The 19,478-nt window shown below is 38.1% G+C and carries 14 protein-coding genes; 9 read left to right on the top strand and 5 right to left on the bottom strand.

Annotated features, from left to right (window positions below; translation table 11 throughout):
• Positions 1 to 54 precede the first annotated feature (54 nt).
• From zwf to FFJ24_RS08925, 3 genes are all read right to left on the bottom strand, one after another.
• Entirely contained in the window at positions 55 to 1,569 is a 1,515-nt protein-coding gene (gene zwf / locus FFJ24_RS08915) for a glucose-6-phosphate dehydrogenase (protein ID WP_138821172.1), read from the bottom strand.
• Positions 1,570 to 1,599: 30 nt separating this feature from the next.
• A complete protein-coding gene (gndA, locus tag FFJ24_RS08920; RefSeq protein WP_138821173.1) occupies positions 1,600 to 3,015 on the bottom strand; it encodes an NADP-dependent phosphogluconate dehydrogenase in 1,416 nt (471 codons plus the stop codon).
• Positions 3,016 to 3,103: 88 nt separating this feature from the next.
• Positions 3,104 to 3,862, bottom strand: a complete 759-nt coding sequence (locus FFJ24_RS08925; RefSeq protein WP_138821174.1) for an ROK family protein — start codon at positions 3,860 to 3,862, stop codon at positions 3,104 to 3,106.
• A 164-nt stretch (positions 3,863 to 4,026) separates the two neighbouring features.
• On the opposite strand from FFJ24_RS08925, the gene FFJ24_RS08930 reads away from it, so the two are divergent.
• From FFJ24_RS08930 to FFJ24_RS08970, 9 genes are all read left to right on the top strand, one after another.
• Complete coding sequence (locus tag FFJ24_RS08930) at positions 4,027 to 5,262, top strand: sterol desaturase family protein (RefSeq protein WP_138821175.1); 1,236 nt, start codon at positions 4,027 to 4,029, stop codon at positions 5,260 to 5,262.
• A gap of 64 nt (positions 5,263 to 5,326) precedes the next feature.
• Complete coding sequence (locus FFJ24_RS08935; protein ID WP_138821176.1) at positions 5,327 to 5,893, top strand: RNA polymerase sigma factor; 567 nt, start codon at positions 5,327 to 5,329, stop codon at positions 5,891 to 5,893.
• A 529-nt stretch (positions 5,894 to 6,422) separates the two neighbouring features.
• Positions 6,423 to 7,424, top strand: coding sequence for a FecR family protein (locus tag FFJ24_RS08940; RefSeq protein WP_138821177.1), 1,002 nt, complete (start codon positions 6,423 to 6,425; stop codon positions 7,422 to 7,424).
• A 123-nt stretch (positions 7,425 to 7,547) separates the two neighbouring features.
• Positions 7,548 to 11,051, top strand: coding sequence for a SusC/RagA family TonB-linked outer membrane protein (locus tag FFJ24_RS08945; protein WP_246862777.1), 3,504 nt, complete (start codon positions 7,548 to 7,550; stop codon positions 11,049 to 11,051).
• A gap of 7 nt (positions 11,052 to 11,058) precedes the next feature.
• Positions 11,059 to 12,639: a SusD/RagB family nutrient-binding outer membrane lipoprotein gene (locus FFJ24_RS08950; protein ID WP_138821178.1), complete on the top strand. Its 1,581-nt coding sequence runs from the start codon at positions 11,059 to 11,061 to the stop codon at positions 12,637 to 12,639.
• 9 nt (positions 12,640 to 12,648) lie between these two features.
• On the top strand, positions 12,649 to 14,187 hold the full coding sequence (locus FFJ24_RS08955; protein WP_138821179.1) for a DUF5689 domain-containing protein: 1,539 nt from the start codon (positions 12,649 to 12,651) through the stop codon (positions 14,185 to 14,187).
• Between the two features lie 182 nt (positions 14,188 to 14,369).
• The gene (locus tag FFJ24_RS08960) at positions 14,370 to 15,779 is read left to right on the top strand and encodes a calcineurin-like phosphoesterase family protein (protein ID WP_138821180.1); all 1,410 of its coding nucleotides are present in this window, start codon (positions 14,370 to 14,372) and stop codon (positions 15,777 to 15,779) included.
• Positions 15,780 to 16,029: 250 nt separating this feature from the next.
• Entirely contained in the window at positions 16,030 to 16,929 is a 900-nt protein-coding gene (locus FFJ24_RS08965; protein ID WP_138821181.1) for a glycerophosphodiester phosphodiesterase family protein, read from the top strand.
• Between the two features lie 26 nt (positions 16,930 to 16,955).
• Positions 16,956 to 17,651, top strand: coding sequence for a GDSL-type esterase/lipase family protein (locus FFJ24_RS08970; RefSeq protein ID WP_138821182.1), 696 nt, complete (start codon positions 16,956 to 16,958; stop codon positions 17,649 to 17,651).
• Between the two features lie 47 nt (positions 17,652 to 17,698).
• Here the strand turns inward: FFJ24_RS08970 and bioD are convergent, their stop codons facing one another.
• Positions 17,699 to 18,307, bottom strand: coding sequence for a dethiobiotin synthase (bioD, locus tag FFJ24_RS08975; protein WP_138821183.1), 609 nt, complete (start codon positions 18,305 to 18,307; stop codon positions 17,699 to 17,701).
• Positions 18,308 to 19,429: a pyridoxal phosphate-dependent aminotransferase family protein gene (locus FFJ24_RS08980; protein WP_138821184.1), complete on the bottom strand. Its 1,122-nt coding sequence runs from the start codon at positions 19,427 to 19,429 to the stop codon at positions 18,308 to 18,310. It abuts the gene before it with no gap.
• Between the last annotated feature and the right edge of the window lie 49 nt (positions 19,430 to 19,478).

Raw genomic sequence — 19,478 nt, forward strand, 5'->3', positions numbered from 1 at the left:
TTACCTTCGGTGAGCTCGCTAAAGTTCGGTTCAGGGTGACGAAAGGGTAAAAATTTATTCCTTATTCTTCAGCGGTAAATTGAACCAGTGGAAACCATCTCTCGCAATAAGTGCTTCAGCTTCTTCTGGTCCCCAGCTATCGGCAGGATAGTTAGGGAAATTGATTGATTTTTTGCTTTCCCATGTATTTAAAATTGGCATAACCAATTCCCATGCTGCTTCTACCTGATCGCCACGCATAAACAAGGTTTGATCGCCCATCATGGCATCCAATAATAAGGTTTCGTAAGCTTCTGGTGTATCACCCTCGTAAGTTCCTTTATAATCAAATACCATATCAACAGGGTTTAATACCATGTCTAATCCGGGTCTTTTGGCCTGTACCTGCATGCGGATACTCATTTCTGGCTGTATGCTAATCACCAACCTGTTTTGTTGCCAGTTTTCGGTTACCTCTGATGAGAAAATTTGATGAGGCACATCTCTAAACTGAATGGTAATTAATGATGAAGTTTGGTTCAAGCGCTTTCCTGTTCTTAAATAGAAAGGAATACCTTGCCATCTCCAGTTATCAATATGAAATTTAACTGCCGCAAAAGTTTCGGTATTTGAGTGGGTATCAACGCCTTTTTCCTGGCGGTATCCCGGAACTTCCTTACCTTCAACCCAGCCTTTGCTGTACTGACCGCGAACGGTGTGAAAACGGATATCTTCTGCAGAAAAAGGACGCATTGCTCTTAAAACCTCAACCTTGCGATTTCTGATTTCATCGGCATCAAAATTAATGGGTGCTTCCATTCCAACCAAACAAAGCAATTGCAAGAGGTGATTCTGGATCATATCTCTCAAAGCACCAGAACCTTCATAATATCCACCACGATCACCCACACCTAACTGTTCGGTTACCGAAATCTGAACGTGATCGATATAAGACCTGTTCCACAACGGCTCGAATAATGCGTTGGCAAACCGGAAAGCCATCATGTTTTGTACGGTTTCTTTACCCAGGTAATGATCAATACGGTAGATCTGCTTTTCGGTAAAAATAGTGCTCAACAATGTGTTAAGCTCTTTTGCCGATTCTAAATCATGGCCAAAAGGTTTTTCGATAACAATACGGCTATTGTCTTCATCTTGCGTAAGTTTATATTTCTGCAGACATTCAGCAATAATCGGGAAGAAATTAGGTGCAACTGCGAGGTAGAAAATTACCTGTGTACCGGCACCAAATTCTTTTTGATATTTTTCTACAGCCGCTTTCAGGTTTTCGAAAGTTTTTGGCTGTGCAAAATCGGTAGGGCAGTAGTGGATCGTATTTCCAAAATCCTCCCATTTATCTTTTTTAACTTTTCCGCTTCGAGAAAACTCGTTCACAGCTTCTTCTAATGCAGTTTTGTAACTATCATCAGTAAATTCTGTCCTTCCGGTACCAATAATAGCAAACTTATCAGGCATGTAACCCTCCATAAATAAATTATATAGGGCAGGTGCTAATTTTCTTTTATTTAAATCACCTGTTCCACCAAATATTACAAAAATGGTTGGGTTTAATGCGGTTTTGGTTTTCATTTTATGTTTTTGTTCGTGAGTCTAATTAGTTTATGATAATTTATTCCAGTCGGCGTGGAAAACACCATCTTTATCAATACGTTCAAAGGTATGTGCGCCAAAGAAATCTCTTTGTGCCTGGATTAAATTTGAAGGCATGCGAGCTGTTGTGATGGTATCGAAGTAGGTTAGGGTAGATGCAAATGCAGGAATACCTAAACCAGAATTAATACATGCACTGATTGTTTTACGTGTTCCCAATAAAGTGCCTTTAATGATGTTCTGGATACCCGCATCACCGAATAGATGTTCAAGAGCATTGTTTTTATCATAAGCCTGATAAATATCTTCTAAAAATTTAGCCCTGATGATACAACCACCACGCCAGATTTTGGCAATTTCCTGTAACTGTAGATCGTATTGATATTCTTTTGATGCCTGAACCAGTAAATGCATCCCTTGTGCATAAGCACTGATCATAGAGAAGTAAAATGCATCTTCCAGTTCTTCAACTGTCGCCTCAATTTTGGTGTCTTTTTTATCAAAAGCTTCTTCTAAAGAAACCCTTAGTTTTTTAAATTTAGATAAATCACGGTTAGAAACAGCTTCGTTAATGGTTGGAATGGGCAATTGAAGTTCCATTGAAACCTCCGATGTCCATTTTCCTGTACCTTTAGAACGGGCTTCGTCTTTAATCTGATCTAAAAGATCATTTTGTGTTTCGGTATCTTTAAACAGGAAGATTTCGGCAGTAATTTCTAATAAGAATGATTGCAGCTTGCCTTCGTTCCATTTTTTGAATACTTTATAAATCTCTTCATTTGAATAACCTAAACCATTTTTAAGGATGCCATATACTTCGGCAATAAGCTCCATAATGGCATATTCTATACCATTGTGTACCATTTTAACAAAGTGGCCGGAAGCACCCGGACCAATGTAGGTTACACAAGGATCAGTCCCAACTTTTGCCGCTACAGCATCAAAAACCTCTTTTACAACATTGTACGCCTGTTTATCACCACCCGGCATCATACTCGGACCAAACCGCGCACCTTCTTCACCACCAGAAATGCCCATTCCGAAGAAATGTAAACCATCTTTTTCTAACTCATCAACACGGCGGTTGGTATCTGTAAAATGTGAATTTCCGCTATCGATGATGATATCACCTTTGCTTAAAAGTGGTTTTAGTTCTGCAATAACGCTATCTACAATTGGTCCGGCTGGTACTAACAAAATTAATGTACGTGGTGTTTGTAAGCTCGAAATAAAGCTTTCAATATCATCAAATCCTTCTAAGTTGTGCGCTTTGCCTTCTTCTTCAAGCTTCGAGATCATCTTTTGGTCTTTATCGTAACCTGTTACAGAGAAACCCTTATCAGCCATGTTTAATAATAAGTTCCGGCCCATAGTGCCTAAACCAATCATTCCCAATTTATATTTTTCAGAATCGTTATTTGCCATTTTTTGTTTTTTAGAATGCACCCAAAATTAGGATTTACAAATTAATATTGCAGCTATTGTTGTTAAAAGATTGTAATAAAAAGATCAATTATTTTTTAGGCTCAACAGTAAAGATATTGTACTTATCGGCCAGTTTCCAAAGCTTTGCACCACCTTTAATCCCGTCTCTGTTGGTTACGATTTTAATATTATCTTCCAACTTAAAATTGATCTGTTTTGAATTTCCGCCACCTATATATAAGGTATCATAATTGAAAACTGTTTTATAAATTTCGATTACCTTTTTTAATCTTTTATTCCACCGTTCGCCCCCGATTTTTTCGAATGCTTTGTTTCCGATATAATCGTCGTAATCTTCCTCTTTATTGATTGGGAAATGCGCCAGTTCCAGGTGAGGAAGCAGTTCTCCATCAAACAATAGCGCTGTTCCGAAGCCCGTACCCACTGTAAAAACAATTTCGAAGCCTTTGCCATCAACAACCCCTAAGCCTTGTTGGTCGGCATCGTTTACCAAACGCACAGGCTTACCAAGCTCGTTGGCCACGCGCTGTGCAAGATCTACATCGGCCCATTTATTTTTAGCCAGGTTGGGAGCAGTTTTTACAATCCCATTTTTAACGTAACCCGGAAATCCGATTGATACACGGTTATAACTATCAGGAAAAGGCTTAATTAGTTCAACAATACCTGTTACGATATCTTTTGGCGTAGCTTCCGGCGGGGTTTTGCTTTTTAAATATTCGGTAATCATATTTCCGCTTTCATCTAAAAGAACGGTTTTTATACTGGTACCGCCAATATCGATAGATAATATATTGTTGTTTTCAGCTTTTTTCTGTGTAGCCATAATTCTGTATTTATAATTCCGAAGTTCTACAAATAAATTAAAACAACAAACATTAAATGAATATGGAAGTAATTTAGGTGTAATAATATATTCTATAAAATCTATGTATTTAATAGAATATATTTAAGTTTGTTCCGTTAAACTTAAAAAAGATATAAATGGTTATGACGGTAAACTACCTTGCATTTGCTATACCAGCATTTTTTATTTTCGTATTTATTGAATTTAAGATCGCCCGGCATCAAAAAAAAGCGAAGATATTCAAATATGAGAGTACGGTTGCAAATTTTAGTGTAGGTATTGCCGAAAGGTTGCTCAATTTATTTATTGCGGCAAGTTTTTACCAGGTGTACCATTGGGTATATGCCAACTATGCTATTTTTGATATTTCTACTAAATGGTATGTCTGGATTTTGCTATTGCTAGCTACAGATTTTGTTTGGTACTGGTATCACAGGATGGGACATGAGATTAACTTTTTATGGGCTGCACATATTGTGCATCACCAGAGTGAAGAGTTTAATTTATCTGCAGCAGCGCGGATTACCACCATTCAGGCTATTTTTCGTAATGTTTTCTGGTGTGCCTTACCATTGCTAGGTTTTCATCCCAACATGATTATTACCATTCTTTTGGCTCACGGTGCTTATTCGTTTTTTACGCATACACAATTGATAGGCAAATTGCGCTGGCTCGAAAATATATTGATTACGCCTTCGCTGCATGGGGTTCACCATGCTTCTGATGAAAAATATCTGGATAAAAACTACGGAGATGTTTTTGTTTTCTGGGACAAATTATTCGGCACTTTCCAGGCAGAAGAAGAGACACCTAAATATGGCTTAACACATCCCATTAAAAGTTATAGTTTTTTATGGCAGCATTTTCATTATTATTTAGAAATAGGAGAGGCTTACAGGCGTGCAAATGGATTTAAGGCCAAATGGAATGCTGTTTTCGGGAGTCCTGCATTAATGGATCAAAATATCAGGCCGATTTTAGAAGAACGTTATTATCAAAATAAATTACAACATGAGGCAAAACCTAAACCCAGGTTTAAAATTTATCTGAATATCCAGCTGATCATGGTAGTAGCGATGCTTACAGGTACAACCATGTTTTACGAATCGTTAACTTTAGTACATAAAGTAGCGATATTGATTTTTATCCTGGTTACCCTGATCAATATCGGCGCCCTGTTAGAGCAGCGCAAGTGGATTTATTACCTCGAATGTTTCAGGTTGATATTGGTATTCGGTTATTTCTTCCATAGCTTTAATATCATGGAACTTTTAATATTCCCGGTTGTAGGATTGATCATTCTTGAACGTAATTTTTCATTGAATAGCTTGTATAAAAAACACCTTTTTAACTATCAATCCAACACAATTAATACATAGGTAACTTAAAGGCAAAGTTTGCTTAACATTACCGTAACGTTGCTAAGCTACTTTTGCTGGTGAGATGAAGGATGTATATTTAAGCAAAAGTGATGAGGACTTAATGTCTTTATTGGTAAATCAAGACAGCCTCGCACTGGAAACCCTTTTTAACAGGTATTACCCTGCTTTATGCAAATTTACCTCTATTTACATTAAAGATTACAACAAAGCAGAAGAGCTTATTGCCGATCTTTTTATGAAGCTTTGGGACAAAAGAAACGAGCTTCAGATCAAATCGATCAAAAAATACCTGTTTGCTGCAGCTAAAAATTTAGCCTTTAATGAAATTCAGCGTGTAAAACTCCATATTTTAAGTGTCAATGATCGCGAAGATACACTCGATTACCCGGATAATTATTTAAATCCCCACGAACAGCTTACAAGCAGGGAATCCTATTCTGAAATTATGGATCTCCTAAACCTGTTACCCGACAGGCAGCGGGAAGTACTTTTAATGAGCCGCATCGATATGCTGGAGAAAAACAATATTGCCGATTTATTGGGCATTTCGGTAAGAACGGTAGAAACTTTACTCTACCAGGCCGTGAAAAACTTTAGATCGCTCACAACTGACCGATTGGAGATCTGATTCAATTTCATTCTTTTGCTTGAAAGTATATTTAATTAATTCTCAGTTTCCTTGAGAAGATTATTTATCAAAATATTACTTGCATTAGTTTTTGGAAATGCAGGTTCAGTTTTCCATGGCGGTTTTCAGTCCCGCTTTTGGTACGAGTTCCATGGAAAAATCGGAAGCTCTTCCCGACAATCGGGTTTATTTAACCCAGGTAGGTGCTCGGAAACATAAAGCCATTTTGCACAGAGAAATCAGAATAATTTGATTTTTTAACAGGCTGTTGTACCTAAACCTGACAGAAGCGGATCCCGATTTTTTCAATCGGGATATAGCGGATGGCGGGGCTAAAGAATCTATGAAACACTAACCTTTCATTTCCAAATCAGAATCATTTATCTTTTCCTTGATGAAACAATCCTTCAACATTATTAATCAATTTTGGTCACCCTTTATACTTAACAATTTGTTAACAATAAATTGATGTTTTTGGCTACGTATCGGCATCCATTAATCTGTCTTACATCCAGAACAGCATGACTAAATGGAAGAACGTTACTACAAATTAATAGAAGATTACAGCAAGAAAACCATTGGCAGTGAAGATTTAACTGATTTACTGATTTGGGTTGGAAGCAGCCAGCAGAATCAGCAGATTTTCAGGGAAAGCTTACAGGCCTTTGAGGCAGCAGATTATTCTCTGAAAAAACCTGTTAATCAGCAAAAAAGCTGGTTGGCCATTCAAAAACATATTGAAGATAGTGCTGAGCAATCGCTAATCATAAAAAGAATCAATTATAGAAAGTATTTTGCGATAGCCGCCGCAATCATGGTAATCTGTTTATTACCAGCACTCTATTTTAACAGTTTTCATTCAAAAAAAACCGAAGTTATTGCTTATAACGAAATTTACAATCCGCGTGGACAGAAAAGGCTGATCACCATGCCAGATGGTTCTAACATCTATTTAAACGGCGATAGTAAAATCCGTTACGCACTCAATTTTAATACCAGCAGCAAGCGGATCGTTTATTTAGATGGTGAAGCTTTTTTTGACGTGCAGCACCGCACCAAACAACCCTTTATAGTTCATACCGGAAAAGTGAGCGCTACCGTTCTGGGTACTTCATTTAATATCAATGCTTATCCATCTTTAAAAGATATCACCATCACTGTGCAAACTGGTAAAGTCGGCGTGCTGTTTAAAAATAAGGCCACAACAGCCCCTGTTTATTTCCTCTTGCCGAATGAACAGCTTACCATCAATAAAAATAATGGACAGACAACAAAAAAGCAGGTAAATGCCATTGATTTTGATAGCTGGAGGGAATACAAAATCTTTTTTTATGATAAATCCCTGAGCGAAATTGCAGAGGTAATTGCCCGAGAGTATGATCTTGATATTGAAATTAAAACTGAAGCTTTAAAAGGGGTAAAGCTTACCGCAAAATTTGATAAATGTTCGGTAAAGCAGATTATGGATGTAATTGCTAAGCTATCTGACTCAAAATATACAATCTATGAAAACAAAGTAATTATTTATTAACAATAAACTATAAGGATAGATATGATATAAAATTACTATAACGAAAAATGGCTCGAAATGCTGGACACATTTCAAGCCCTGAAAATTGTATACTCATTTGACAAAGTAAAACTTAGTAAAGATATGAAAATTAATACCCGATGGATTAAAAATTTCCATCAGTATCCCTCAAAAGTTATGGTGATTACTACCATAATGATGTTGAATCTGCTCTCGTTCTCATTATATACCTATGCACAAAGCGATAAGAAATTTTTGTTCGAAGCGAATGGCATGACTTTAAAAAAAGCTTTTGAAACTTTAGAAGAGCTAAGTGGCAATCATATTGCCTATAACAACAACCAGTTCGATGACCAGAAAAGGGTTTATGTTTCCAGAGGAATGAGATCAGTAAACGAAGTGCTCGATCTGCTATTAAAAGAAATGCCTTTTACCCATAAAGCAGGCGGTGGTGGCAATATCCTGATTACACCGAAAAATACAAATACCGGTAGGATTAACGGTAGGGTTGTTGACGAGAACAATGAGCCTATTCCAGCTGCCACGATTAAAATTGTAGAGATAAGTAAGGTTACACAAACTGACAATGAAGGAAATTTTACGATTCCTGTATTGCCTGGCACCTACACGGTTGAGGCAAGCTTTATTTCCTATCAAACCGGTAAAGTACAAAATGTAATTGTAGTTAATAATAATTTGACTAAAATCGGTATAATAAAACTTAAATCATCTGATAATTCATTGGATGATGTAGTTGTTACGGCTTTGGGTATCAAGCGTTCGGAAAGGGCATTGGGATATGCCATTACCTCTTTAGATAGTTCTGCATTTACAAATGCAGTAGCTACGAACTGGACAGATGCATTGTCTGGAAAAGTAGCAGGCCTTAACCTGGTCCGCAACAGCGGTCTGGCGGGATCTAACAAAATCATTCTTCGTGGTGAAAATAACTTAACCGGAGATAATGAAGCACTGATTGTAATTGATGGTGTTGTGGCCAGTAGCAGTGCAAAACGTACTGCCGGAACCGGGGGTGGCGTTTATGGAACATCTGGAGACATTTTGCCAACAGATTTTGGAAGTGCACTTAACGATCTGAATTCTGACGATATTGAAAATGTTACGGTATTAAAAGGCCCTGCAGCTTCAGCGCTTTATGGTCAGAGAGGAGCAAATGGGGCCATTGTAATTACGACCAAATCTGCCGGTAGCAGTAAGAAAAAATTTAATATTACTTTCACTTCTAATACTGCCTTCGAGCAAATTAACAGAGGACCAGATATTCAGCAAGAATATGGTGCAGGTGTAGGTGGTGCAAGTTATTACAGTTTTGGAACAAATGCAGATGGTGCAGATACCCATGCAACCAGTTCAACTTACGGGCCAAGGTTTGATGGTACCAGCATGTTTTTTCAATATGATCCAACTACACAAAAAGGAGGAACGACACGTACGCCATGGGTGGCATATCCAAATGCATTAAATGCGTTTTTTAAAACTGGCGTTGAAACCACAAACTCAGTGAGCTTAGATGGAAATGCCGGAAAAGTAGGTTTACGCTTTACCGCAAGCCATGGTAATAACGATTGGATAGTTCCTAATACAAGTTTAGAACGTACCTCTCTTGCCTTTTCAGGAAATAGTAATGTAACCAAAAAGTTAAACATTGTTTTTAAGGCCAGTTATAATAACAGGCATAGTGATAACTTACCTGCAACTGGTTATGGTAATCAGTCTTTAATGTACTGGTTTATGTTTGCCCATCCAAATATGAATTTAGATTGGTTTAAAAATTATTGGGTGGCCGGACAAGAGCAACGGAAATTTATAGACTTAACATCGAGTTTTCCGGAAGGACCTTATGCCATTTCTGAGCAATATTTAAATGGTCAGAGAAGAAACGGTATTCTTGGGAATATTCAGGCTACATATCGGTTTACTAATGATTTAACCTTGTTGGTACGTTCATCTATTGATTATAACCATGATATCCGCGAAACCAAGCGTCCGTGGGATGCTGCAGGCGCAAAATTTGCCCAAGGCTCTTATCGTGTCCAGGATATCAACTCGTATGAAGTGAACGCTGATTTTTTATTAAGATATAATAAAGATTTATCAAGAGATTTAAAACTTTCTGCCTCAGTAGGTGGTAGCCAGTTAAGAAACCGCTACAACAAATCGGAACTTCGCGCTGACGGATTAGTTGTTCCAGGTAATTATAGTTTAGAAAACAATCAAAATCCACTGATTTCGGTGCCGGATACTGCACGATATAACATCAATAGTTTGTATGGTACAATGTCTTTATCACTAAAAAACTATTTGTTTTTAGATTTAACCGGAAGACAGGATTGGAACAGTACTTTGGCATCGCCACTTCGAACAGATAATGTTGGTTTCTTCTATCCATCTGCAAGTTTATCTTTCATTGCGTCAGATTATTGGCAATTGCCTTCGCAAATCAGCTATTTCAAGCTTCGGGGTTCAATTGCCCAAGTGGGTAGTGGTGGAACGACGCCATACCGTACCGCATACAACTATACGCTTGCTGCGAACGGAATTTATCCTGGCGGGGCAATGACAAACCCAAGTATACTTCCAAATAATAACTTAAAGCCACTATCTACTACAACAGTTGAGGTTGGGGCTGAATTAAAATTATTTAAAAGCAGATTAAATTTCGATTTTGCTGCATACACCGGAAGTACAAAAAATCAGATATTAAGCCGTTCGATTGATCGTGCTACAGGATATTCAATCGCTGTATTTAATGCCGGAAGGGTAGATAACAAAGGCTTGGAAATGTCGGTAAATGCAACGCCTTTGCAGAGCAGATCATTTACATGGACGGTTAACGGAACGTTTTCTGCGAACAGAAATACCATTAAAGAATTGGCTGATAGTGCTGTAATATTACGTACAGGTCCAATTGGAGGTACACAAATCATAGCCAATGTTGGTGGAAGCCTCGGAGATATGTATGGTTTCGGATTGAAGCGTTCGCCTGATGGACAGGTAATATTCGATAATACCGGTAAAGCCATTCCAGATCAAACACAGTTAAAATATCTGGGAAATACCATGCCTAAATTTAGATTTAGTTTTGGTACAGGTATAACTTATAAGGGCTTTGCTGCTAACGTTTTATTTGACGCACAATTAGGTGCTGTTGCACACTCGTTAACCTTTGCAAGAATGGCTGGCCTGGGCAAATTAAAGCTGACCTTACCAGGCAGGTACGGCGGTTTAATTGGAGAGGGAGTAATGTTAAATCCTGATGGTGTTACTTATAGCCCCAATACCACAGTTGCAACTGATATTGGTGCATTTTATGAGGCTATGTATGGTTCTACCAATGCAGAAGGAAGTACTTTCAGAACCGATTATCTAAAATTCAGAGAGGCAAATATTAATTATACATTCTCAAAAAGACTGGTTTCAAGTTTGGGCCTGAGTCGGATAACCATAGGCGTGTATGGGCGTAATCTGTATACCTGGTCGCCGTGGCCTGCCTTCGATCCTGAGTTTGGTACATTATCTGGTAGCGATATCGTAACGGGTTTTGAAGTAGGACAACTGCCATCAACCAGAACTTTTGGTGCACGTTTAGTAGTGGGTATAAACTAATAAGAAAATGAAAAAGATTAAATATAGTATAGGTTATGCTTTCTTACTGCTGATGGGGACTTCATTTTTCTCCTGCAAGAAAGATTTCGATAAAATTAATACAGATCCGATTGGTGTACCAGAAGTTACGGCAGATAAATTGCTGGCACCTACTTTAACAAATGTATTGGGTGCAAACTTAATACGTAACCGGTCCATTAACAATGAACTCATGCAGGTTACAGTTTCTACTTTGGATGAGGTGCTGGAGGGTAGAATTTACAGATATGATATCAGAAGGCAACTGTCTGATGCGATGTGGAATTCCTGGTATTCCGAATTGACAAATATAAAGGATATCAATACCATCGCCAGCAAGCCAGGTGCAATTAACACTTCCTATCAGGGAATTTCCAGAATTGCCGAAGCGTGGACAATGCAGCTGCTAACAGATACCTACGGAGATGTGCCTTACACGGAAGCAAATCAAGGCAGGGCTGGTGTATTGGAGCCAGCGTTCGATAAACAAAAAGATATTTACATGTCGTTGCTGAATAAACTGGAAGAAGCCAATACACTTTTAACTGCAGGCCAGAAGATTGAAGCCAGCAGCGACCCGGTTTATAATGGAGATATTAGTAAATGGCGAAGATTTGGAAATTCATTGTATTTAAGGCTATTGCTTCGGATTTCAGGCAAGGCAGAAGCAAGTGCACAGGCCATAGCCAAAATTAAAGAAATCGTTGATACTAATCCAGCCAAATATCCGATCATGACTGATAATACCCATACGGCTAAAATTCTCTGGAATGGTACAAACAGTAGTACTGCTGTATATTCATCGCCATTTATGGTTAATGTTAGACCGGCAGATTTTCGGGGATCTGCCATTGTAGACTTTTTTATCAATAACCTGACTACCTGGGGTGATCCAAGAATAGATCCAACATTAGGTAAGAATGGTGTAAACCGGTGGAGTATAGCCGCTGGGCCTGCGGGCTATGTGGGTATACCAAGTGCTTATCCAATAGGTAGTGGAGCGCCAGCTAAACAAGCTTATTTTTACTCTGATGCACAATCGGGAAATCCGACAAGCTTGCAAACTGATGCTTCAACAGGGGTAATGATGAATGTGGCAGAAGTTGATTTTATTTTGGCTGAAGCTGCTGCAAGAGGCTGGATTAATGGTACGGGCGAAGCTTATTATTATAAAGGAATAGCTGATGGAATTAACTATTGGATGCCAGCTTTATACGTTAACGGTGATGATGCATCTGTAAGAGCTTATGCTTTAAGAGGTGACTTCAATTGGAATAATACATTGCCATTAGACAATAAAACTGTGGGCTCAGATAGCAAGTTGGAACAAATTCACTTACAAAAATATTATGCCTTGTTTTTAGTAGACTTTCAGCAATGGTTCGAGTACAGAAGAGTCGGTCACCCACTGCTTCCAAAAGGATCCAATTTATTAAATGGCGGAAAAATGCCGGTTCGTTTATACTATCCAATACTTGCCCAATCAACCAATCCAACTAATTATAAAAATGTATTAACTGCACAGGGACCTGATGATGTGAATACATTGATGTGGTGGCAAAAACCTTAAATACTATTGATGATGAAAAATAAATTAAAATATTTTCTTTTGCTTGCAGTTGTGATTATTACTTACGCAAGCTGCAAAAAGGAAAACGACTATCGCTATAAATTTTCAGAAAGTGGTTTCATTTCTAACTTTGATTTAAGAAGGTACTATAAAGGATCAGATCTTTCGCTTAATGCTGATGCTATAGGGGGTGCCACAAGTATAAGAGGTGTAGTAGTTTCTGATTTTAGATCCGGCAATTCGGTGGCAGGATTAATTGCATTGCAAAATAGCCGCATTAACGGTACAGCAGATTCGTTAAGGGGAATTTCATTCAATATTGGAGCAGCAGCTTCTAATTATGTTCCAGGAGATTCGTTACACATCAAACTGGATGGGGGGGTATTAAAAAGGATTGATGGGGTTTTACAGATCACTGGGTTAACAAATTCTGCGATAACCAAAGTGGCATCAGGAAGAATCATTAAATTACAGGCGGCAAATACGAGCGCTATTCTAGCTAACCCAGATCGTTATGAAAGTACGTTGGTTGCTATTAACAATGCTGTTTACGACCCGGAGCCAGCGGGTGATGTAATATATTCTGGAGATAAAATACTAAATGATGGTTTTGGTCTTGCAACATTACGTACAAGTGCCAATGCTACTTTTGCAAATACGGCTGTTCAACCTTCAGGTAATTTTACAGGGGTAGTATACGTAACCGGCACGGGAACTTCAAAAAAGATCGAATACCGGATGCGAACTGCAGAAGACTTTTTTTATGTTCCGATGCCTAAGCTTTCTCCTGCAATTATTTCGGGATTTCTTGTAGATCCGAATGGAACGGATGGAAATTATGAATATGTCCAGTTTTTAGCAACGAAAGATATTGATTTTGCAGCCACCCCCTTTTCAGTTTATACCAGTAACAATGCTGGAGCAACTACTTTTCCTACGCTTGGATGGAACACAGGCGCACTTAGAACTTACAAGTTTAATCTTACTTCAGGGACAGTTAAAAAAGGTGAATTTTTCTATGTAGGTGGTGCTGGTCAGCGCATCAATGGGTCTGCTTCAACAGTTATACCAGCTTCAAAATGGATTTCAAGTGTAAATTATACTACAGTACCAGGCGCAAATGGTGTAGGAGATGTAACCGGTAACCTGTTAGCAAATAGTGGAAACGTTGCTGGTATAGCAATATTTGAGGGTATTAATGTTACACCAAATTCTATTCCATTGGATGTAATTTTCTATGGTGGTGCAAACGGTAGTTTTTATACTGCAGGCCCACCTGAGTATGGATTAAGAATTACCATCACAGACAAATTCGCAACCTATGCAGGAAAAGTTCCACAGGAATATTATGGAAAAGGTACAAATGATGTTTCCAAACGTTTCGCAGGTTTTCCAGCAGCTGTAAGTTTTGCCAGGTTAGGAGGCGTTTACAAGGCTACCAAAGGCGGGTGGGAATCAGTCAGAACAATGATAAGTGTTCCCTTAACCAATACCTCGGTACTCAGTGCAATCGAGACAGGTGGCGTCACAAGTTTAATTGACAAGTAAGAAACAAAAAGTCTGTATCATAAATATAGAATTTTCATCCCGAGCCTGTCGAAGGACCTGTTTTAAATGTTTTACAAGGCGTTTCGACAGGCTCAACCTGATAAATTCAATTAAATTACAACCATGATACAGTCTCAATATTATCAAAATTTAAGCCGTATGATTTAATATCATTAAAAATCATGAACAGAAGATCATTTATACAAAAATCAACTTTATTAACTTCAACAGTTTTCATCAGCTTAAAATCTTTTCCATCATCGTTATTCTCGGTTGATGGATTAGTAAGCGGAATGGTAACCAGCAAAGGTAAAGCTGTGGCTGGCGTAGTCATTTCTGATGGTTACAGCGTGATACAAACCAATAAAAGTGGCAACTATGAGATTAAACTTCATGAGCTGGCCCGTTTTGTTTGGATTAGCACACCTTCGGGTTATGAGTTTAAAACCGAAAGCAGTATTGCACGTCATTATTACAAACCAGATACTGCAGGCAAATTAAACTTCGATCTTAAACCATTAAAACAGAACGACAATAAACATAATTTTATCATTTGGGCCGACCCACAGGTGAAGAACAAAAAAGATGTTCAGCAAATGATGGAAACTTCCGTGCCAGATACAAGAGATGTGGTAAAAAGCATGGGAAAAGCACTGGTGCATGGTATCGGTGTAGGCGATCTGGTTTGGGACAACTTCGATCTTTTTCCAGCTTACGATGAAGCCATTGCCCAGATTGGGATTCCGTTTTTCCAGGCCCTGGGGAACCATGATCAGGATTACAGACAGGGTGGTGATGATACTTCCGATCGTACGTTTCAGGCTCATTATGGCCCAACATATTACTCTTTTAACAGGGGTAAAGCGCATTACGTGGTTTTAGATGACGTACGTTATTTAGGAGTAGAAAGAACTTATGATGGTTACATCACCCCAACGCAGTTAGAATGGTTGGCTAAAGATTTGCAGTTTGTGCCTAAAGATGCGTTATTGATCGTTTGCCTCCATATTCCAGTACACAATTCAGTTAAAAATAATGATGATTTTTATGCGGTTTTAAAAGATTTTAAAAACGTGCATATCATGTCGGGCCATACCCATTTTAATAAAAATGTAATCAAAAATGGCATTTACGAACACAATCATGGTACCGTTTGTGGTGGCTGGTGGACAGGCCCGATCTGCGAAGATGGCACGCCTCGGGGCTTCGGCGTTTATGAAGTGGACGGAACCAATTTAAAATGGTACTACAAATCTACCGGAAGAAACCGTAAAGAGCAGCTTGATATTTATGTAGATACCTTAACCAATCAAAAAAGATTAATCGCCAATGTTTGGAATTATGATCCTGAATGGAAAATAGAATATTTTCTGGACGGAAAAGCAATGGGTGTTTTGGCGCAACAGGATGGGTATGATCCTTTAGCTGTTAAATTATACAAAGGCGATAAGCTGCCAAATCCAAGGCCGTTTGTTGAACCTCGCTCAACTGATCACTTGTTCCTGGCACATTTTGAACCATCAGTTAAAAAGGTAAAAGTTGTTGCTACCGATCGCTTCGGGGAAAAATTTGAGGCAGAAATAGAAGCATAACCTTGCTTTAAGATGCAGTGATTAGAAATTTAATATAGATTTAATTAACCGCGTTAGATGTTAACACGTGATACCTCTATCTTGTGGGCTAATTAATAGAGGTTGTATCATAAATATAGATTTGTCATCATGAGTTTGTTGAAGGACTTCTTTATATACTTTTAAAGTGTTTCGACAGGCTCAACATGACATTATCTGGGCTGAAATCGCCTTTATGATACAGCCTCCTTGTAAAACTCCTTTTTTGGATATGAAACTTAAAAAAACAACAATTTTGGTTCTTTTATCCGCCTTTGCGGTAAAATCGAATGCTCAGGAAGTTAAGTTTCCCGCATTTAGCGCAGAGGCGCATCGTGGTGGGAGAGGCCTGATGCCTGAAAACACCATTCAGGCCATGTTAAACGCCATGAAAATAGAAGGAATTACCACTTTGGAAATGGATACCCACATCTCTAAAGACGGTAAAGTAGTGGTAACACACGATGATTACCTGAGTCCGGCTTTTATGCTTACACCTGACGGAAAAGATATTCCGCTAACAGATGCTAAGAAATATCCGATTTTTGGAATGAATTACGCTAAAATTAAACAGTTTGACCTGGGCACTAAATATTACGACCAATTTCCTCAACAGAAGAAGGAGAAAACATATCTTCCGCTACTTGCTGACCTGATTGATGCTGTTCAGTACGATATTAAAACCAATAAACGTAAACAGTTTTTCTACAATATCGAAACTAAATGCAACGAAAGCGGCGATGGGATTACCAACCCTAAACCTGAAGAATTTGTTAAACTTTTAATGAATGTAATTTTAAAGAAAAAGATCTCTGACTTTGTAATAATCCAGTCTTTCGATAAAAGGACTATTCAAATTATACACGAGAAATATCCTGAAATAAAAACTTCTTTTTTGGTTGCCAATAAAAAAACATACGAAGAAAATATTGCCGATTTGGGTTTTAAGCCATTTATTTTAAGTCCGGTTTGGCAAATGGTTAACGAAGAAATGGTTAAAAAAGCACATGCTGATGGTGTAAAAATCATCCCCTGGACAGCCAATACCTTAGCTGATATTCAGAAACTAAAAGCTTTAAATGTAGATGGAATTATTTCTGATTATCCGGATATTTTAGTTCAGGCAAATTAGTATTTTCGACTTTATAAAAACAGGACATGAAAGCACTTTTAATTAAGTTATTAATCACCGCTGTTGTGTTTACCTTCAGTTTCACAGCAGCTTTTGCCCAGGTGGTTAAATGGGACAGTACCTATCGTCCTGGGAAATATATTGAGCAGGTGGCTAAGTTTAAAGCCGATCCAAAATCAAAAAAGGATATTATTTTTTTAGGTAACAGCATTACTGCCGGAACAGATTGGGCTAAACTTTTAGCTCTTCCACAAGCAAAAAACAGAGGGATTTCTGGTGATATTACTTTTGGCGTGTTAGAACGTTTGCAAGATGTAATTGATGGTAAACCAGCCAAAGTGTTTATCCTGATTGGTATAAATGATATTTCCAGGAATATTCCAGATAGTGTGATTTTAAGAAATTATAAAACAATAATTGCCAGAATCAGAAAAGGATCGAAGAAAACAAAAATTTACTTTAACACACTTTTGCCTGTTAATGCAGCTTTCGACAAGTTTAAAAACCATTATGGTAAAGACGAGCATATTCTTTGGCTGAATGATGAAATCAGAAAATTTGAAACTAAAAATGTACGGGTGGTCGATCTGTATCCAAATTTTACTGATCAGAACAAACATTTAAGGGCAGAGCTTACTAAGGATGGGTTACATCTCATTCCTGCCGGATACCAGGTTTGGGCAGATTTTCTTAAAAAGTCTGGTTACTTAACTGAGAAATAATATGATTTGGAAAGAAGTCAAGCTCTAAAAACTTGACTTCTTGGGAGTTAAATAGAAAGGTTTTGGCCAGCTGCTTTCACTTTTTCTTTATCAATATTACTAAAGCTGGGTATACTGCCTAGCTTTTTTATTTTGGCATATTGGAGAATGTATCTTTCGGTTTCCGTATTCTCCTCACCATTAAAAATGATGCCTTTAACAGGGATTTTGTATTGTTTAAGCAGATTGACTGATAAAAGTGTGTGGTTAATACTGCCTAAATAATTTTGCGAAACCAATATCACTTCTACTTCCAGTTTTTTGATCAGGTCGACAATCAGCTCATCTTCATTTAAGGGTACCATTAAACCACCAGCGCCTTCAATAATTAAGTTATTATCAGTTAATGGAATATTGATTTCATCCAGATCAATGTCAACGCCATCTAACCTGGCCGATAAATGCGGCGATAGGGGTTGTGTTAATCTGTAGCTTTCCGGATGGATGACGGTTTGTGTGTTACTAATTAAACTATCTATTGTTATACTATCGCTCGTATCTAAATCTCCCGATTGGATCGGTTTCCAATAATCAGCCTTCAGCTTTTCGGTTAAAATAGCGCTTACCAGTGTTTTTCCAATGCCTGTTCCAATGCCTGTGACAAAATATTTATTCATTTAATTTAATTCTTGAAGGTGATTAACCAGTGAAATAATTTCTTCATCGGTATTAAAGGTGTGCAAGCAGATCCTGAGCCTTTCTTTACCTAGCGCTACTGTTGGACTTAATATTGCCCGTACATCAAAACCCTTGCTTTGCAAGTGAGCAGCGGCAAGTTTGGCTGCTTCATTTGATGAAAACAAAATACCCTGAATGGTACTTTTGCTATCAATTGCATTGATGTTCTGTTCTTTTAAGGTATTTCTAAATAGTGCAATTTTTTGGTGAATCAACTGGTGATCAATTTTATTTAAGTATTGGTATGCCGATCTAACTGCAGCAACATTATGGATAGGCGCAGCTGTGGTGTAAATAAACGATCTTGCAAAATTAATGAGGTAATGACGTAAGTTTTTACTTCCCAAAACAATAGCTCCATGTACGCCTAAGGCTTTTCCAAAGGTTATAATGCGTGCAAATACCCTGTCAGTTAGCTTAAGCTGATTGATTAATCCCCGACCGTTCGCGCCAAAAACACCTGTCGCGTGGGCTTCATCTACAATAAGGTTGGCCTGGTAGCGCTCGCAAATATTCGATATCGCTATTAACGGTGCCATATCTCCATCCATAGAATAAACACTTTCTACCACGACAAATATGTTTCCTTTTGATAGTTTTAGTTTGTCTTCGAGATCGTTTATATCGTTATGATGAAATTTAAAACGTGTAGCATGGCTTAATCTACAGCCATCTATAATACTCGCATGAATCAATTCGTCAGTAATAATGGTGTCGCCTCGTTGCGGCACGCTAGATAGTAGCCCAACATTCGCATCATAACCAGAGTTAAAGATTAATCCGCTTTCAGCCAGATGGAAACCGGCTATAAACTGTTCGGTTTCTTCTGTAAATTTGGTATTTCCACTTAACAGTCTCGAACCCCCAGCACCATTCAGATAATCGGGCATTGAAGCCAGGTTAGTGTTGATTAAATGTTTTAATTCACCAGACCTGGCAAAACCTAAATAATCATTAGAACAAAAATCAACAGGAAGAATGTTTGTTGATAGATTCCTGATCGAAAGCTTATCTTTTCGTTCCCGGAGTCTACCACTCATAAACTGATCAATTTTACTCATCGCCCAAAAGTAAAAAAAGCGTCCCGAATTATCGGAACGCTTTCAAAAA

Origin of the sequence: Pedobacter sp. KBS0701 (genome assembly GCF_005938645.2) — a bacterium.
GTDB lineage: Bacteria > Bacteroidota > Bacteroidia > Sphingobacteriales > Sphingobacteriaceae > Pedobacter.

What these genes read in the sequence shown, in the direction of transcription:
- bioD (WP_138821183.1), bottom strand. Translation starts at nt 18,307, where the DNA reads ATGAATAAATATTTTGTCACAGGCATTGGAACAGGCATTGGAAAAACA.
- FFJ24_RS08930 (WP_138821175.1), top strand. Translation starts at nt 4,027, where the DNA reads ATGACGGTAAACTACCTTGCATTTGCTATACCAGCATTTTTTATTTTC.
- FFJ24_RS08940 (WP_138821177.1), top strand. Translation starts at nt 6,423, where the DNA reads ATGGAAGAACGTTACTACAAATTAATAGAAGATTACAGCAAGAAAACC.
- FFJ24_RS08935 (WP_138821176.1), top strand. Translation starts at nt 5,327, where the DNA reads ATGAAGGATGTATATTTAAGCAAAAGTGATGAGGACTTAATGTCTTTA.
- FFJ24_RS08960 (WP_138821180.1), top strand. Translation starts at nt 14,370, where the DNA reads ATGAACAGAAGATCATTTATACAAAAATCAACTTTATTAACTTCAACA.
- FFJ24_RS08950 (WP_138821178.1), top strand. Translation starts at nt 11,059, where the DNA reads ATGAAAAAGATTAAATATAGTATAGGTTATGCTTTCTTACTGCTGATG.
- zwf (WP_138821172.1), bottom strand. Translation starts at nt 1,569, where the DNA reads ATGAAAACCAAAACCGCATTAAACCCAACCATTTTTGTAATATTTGGT.
- FFJ24_RS08925 (WP_138821174.1), bottom strand. Translation starts at nt 3,862, where the DNA reads ATGGCTACACAGAAAAAAGCTGAAAACAACAATATATTATCTATCGAT.
- gndA (WP_138821173.1), bottom strand. Translation starts at nt 3,015, where the DNA reads ATGGCAAATAACGATTCTGAAAAATATAAATTGGGAATGATTGGTTTA.
- FFJ24_RS08945 (WP_246862777.1), top strand. Translation starts at nt 7,548, where the DNA reads ATGAAAATTAATACCCGATGGATTAAAAATTTCCATCAGTATCCCTCA.
- FFJ24_RS08970 (WP_138821182.1), top strand. Translation starts at nt 16,956, where the DNA reads ATGAAAGCACTTTTAATTAAGTTATTAATCACCGCTGTTGTGTTTACC.
- FFJ24_RS08980 (WP_138821184.1), bottom strand. Translation starts at nt 19,429, where the DNA reads ATGAGTAAAATTGATCAGTTTATGAGTGGTAGACTCCGGGAACGAAAA.
- FFJ24_RS08955 (WP_138821179.1), top strand. Translation starts at nt 12,649, where the DNA reads ATGATGAAAAATAAATTAAAATATTTTCTTTTGCTTGCAGTTGTGATT.
- FFJ24_RS08965 (WP_138821181.1), top strand. Translation starts at nt 16,030, where the DNA reads ATGAAACTTAAAAAAACAACAATTTTGGTTCTTTTATCCGCCTTTGCG.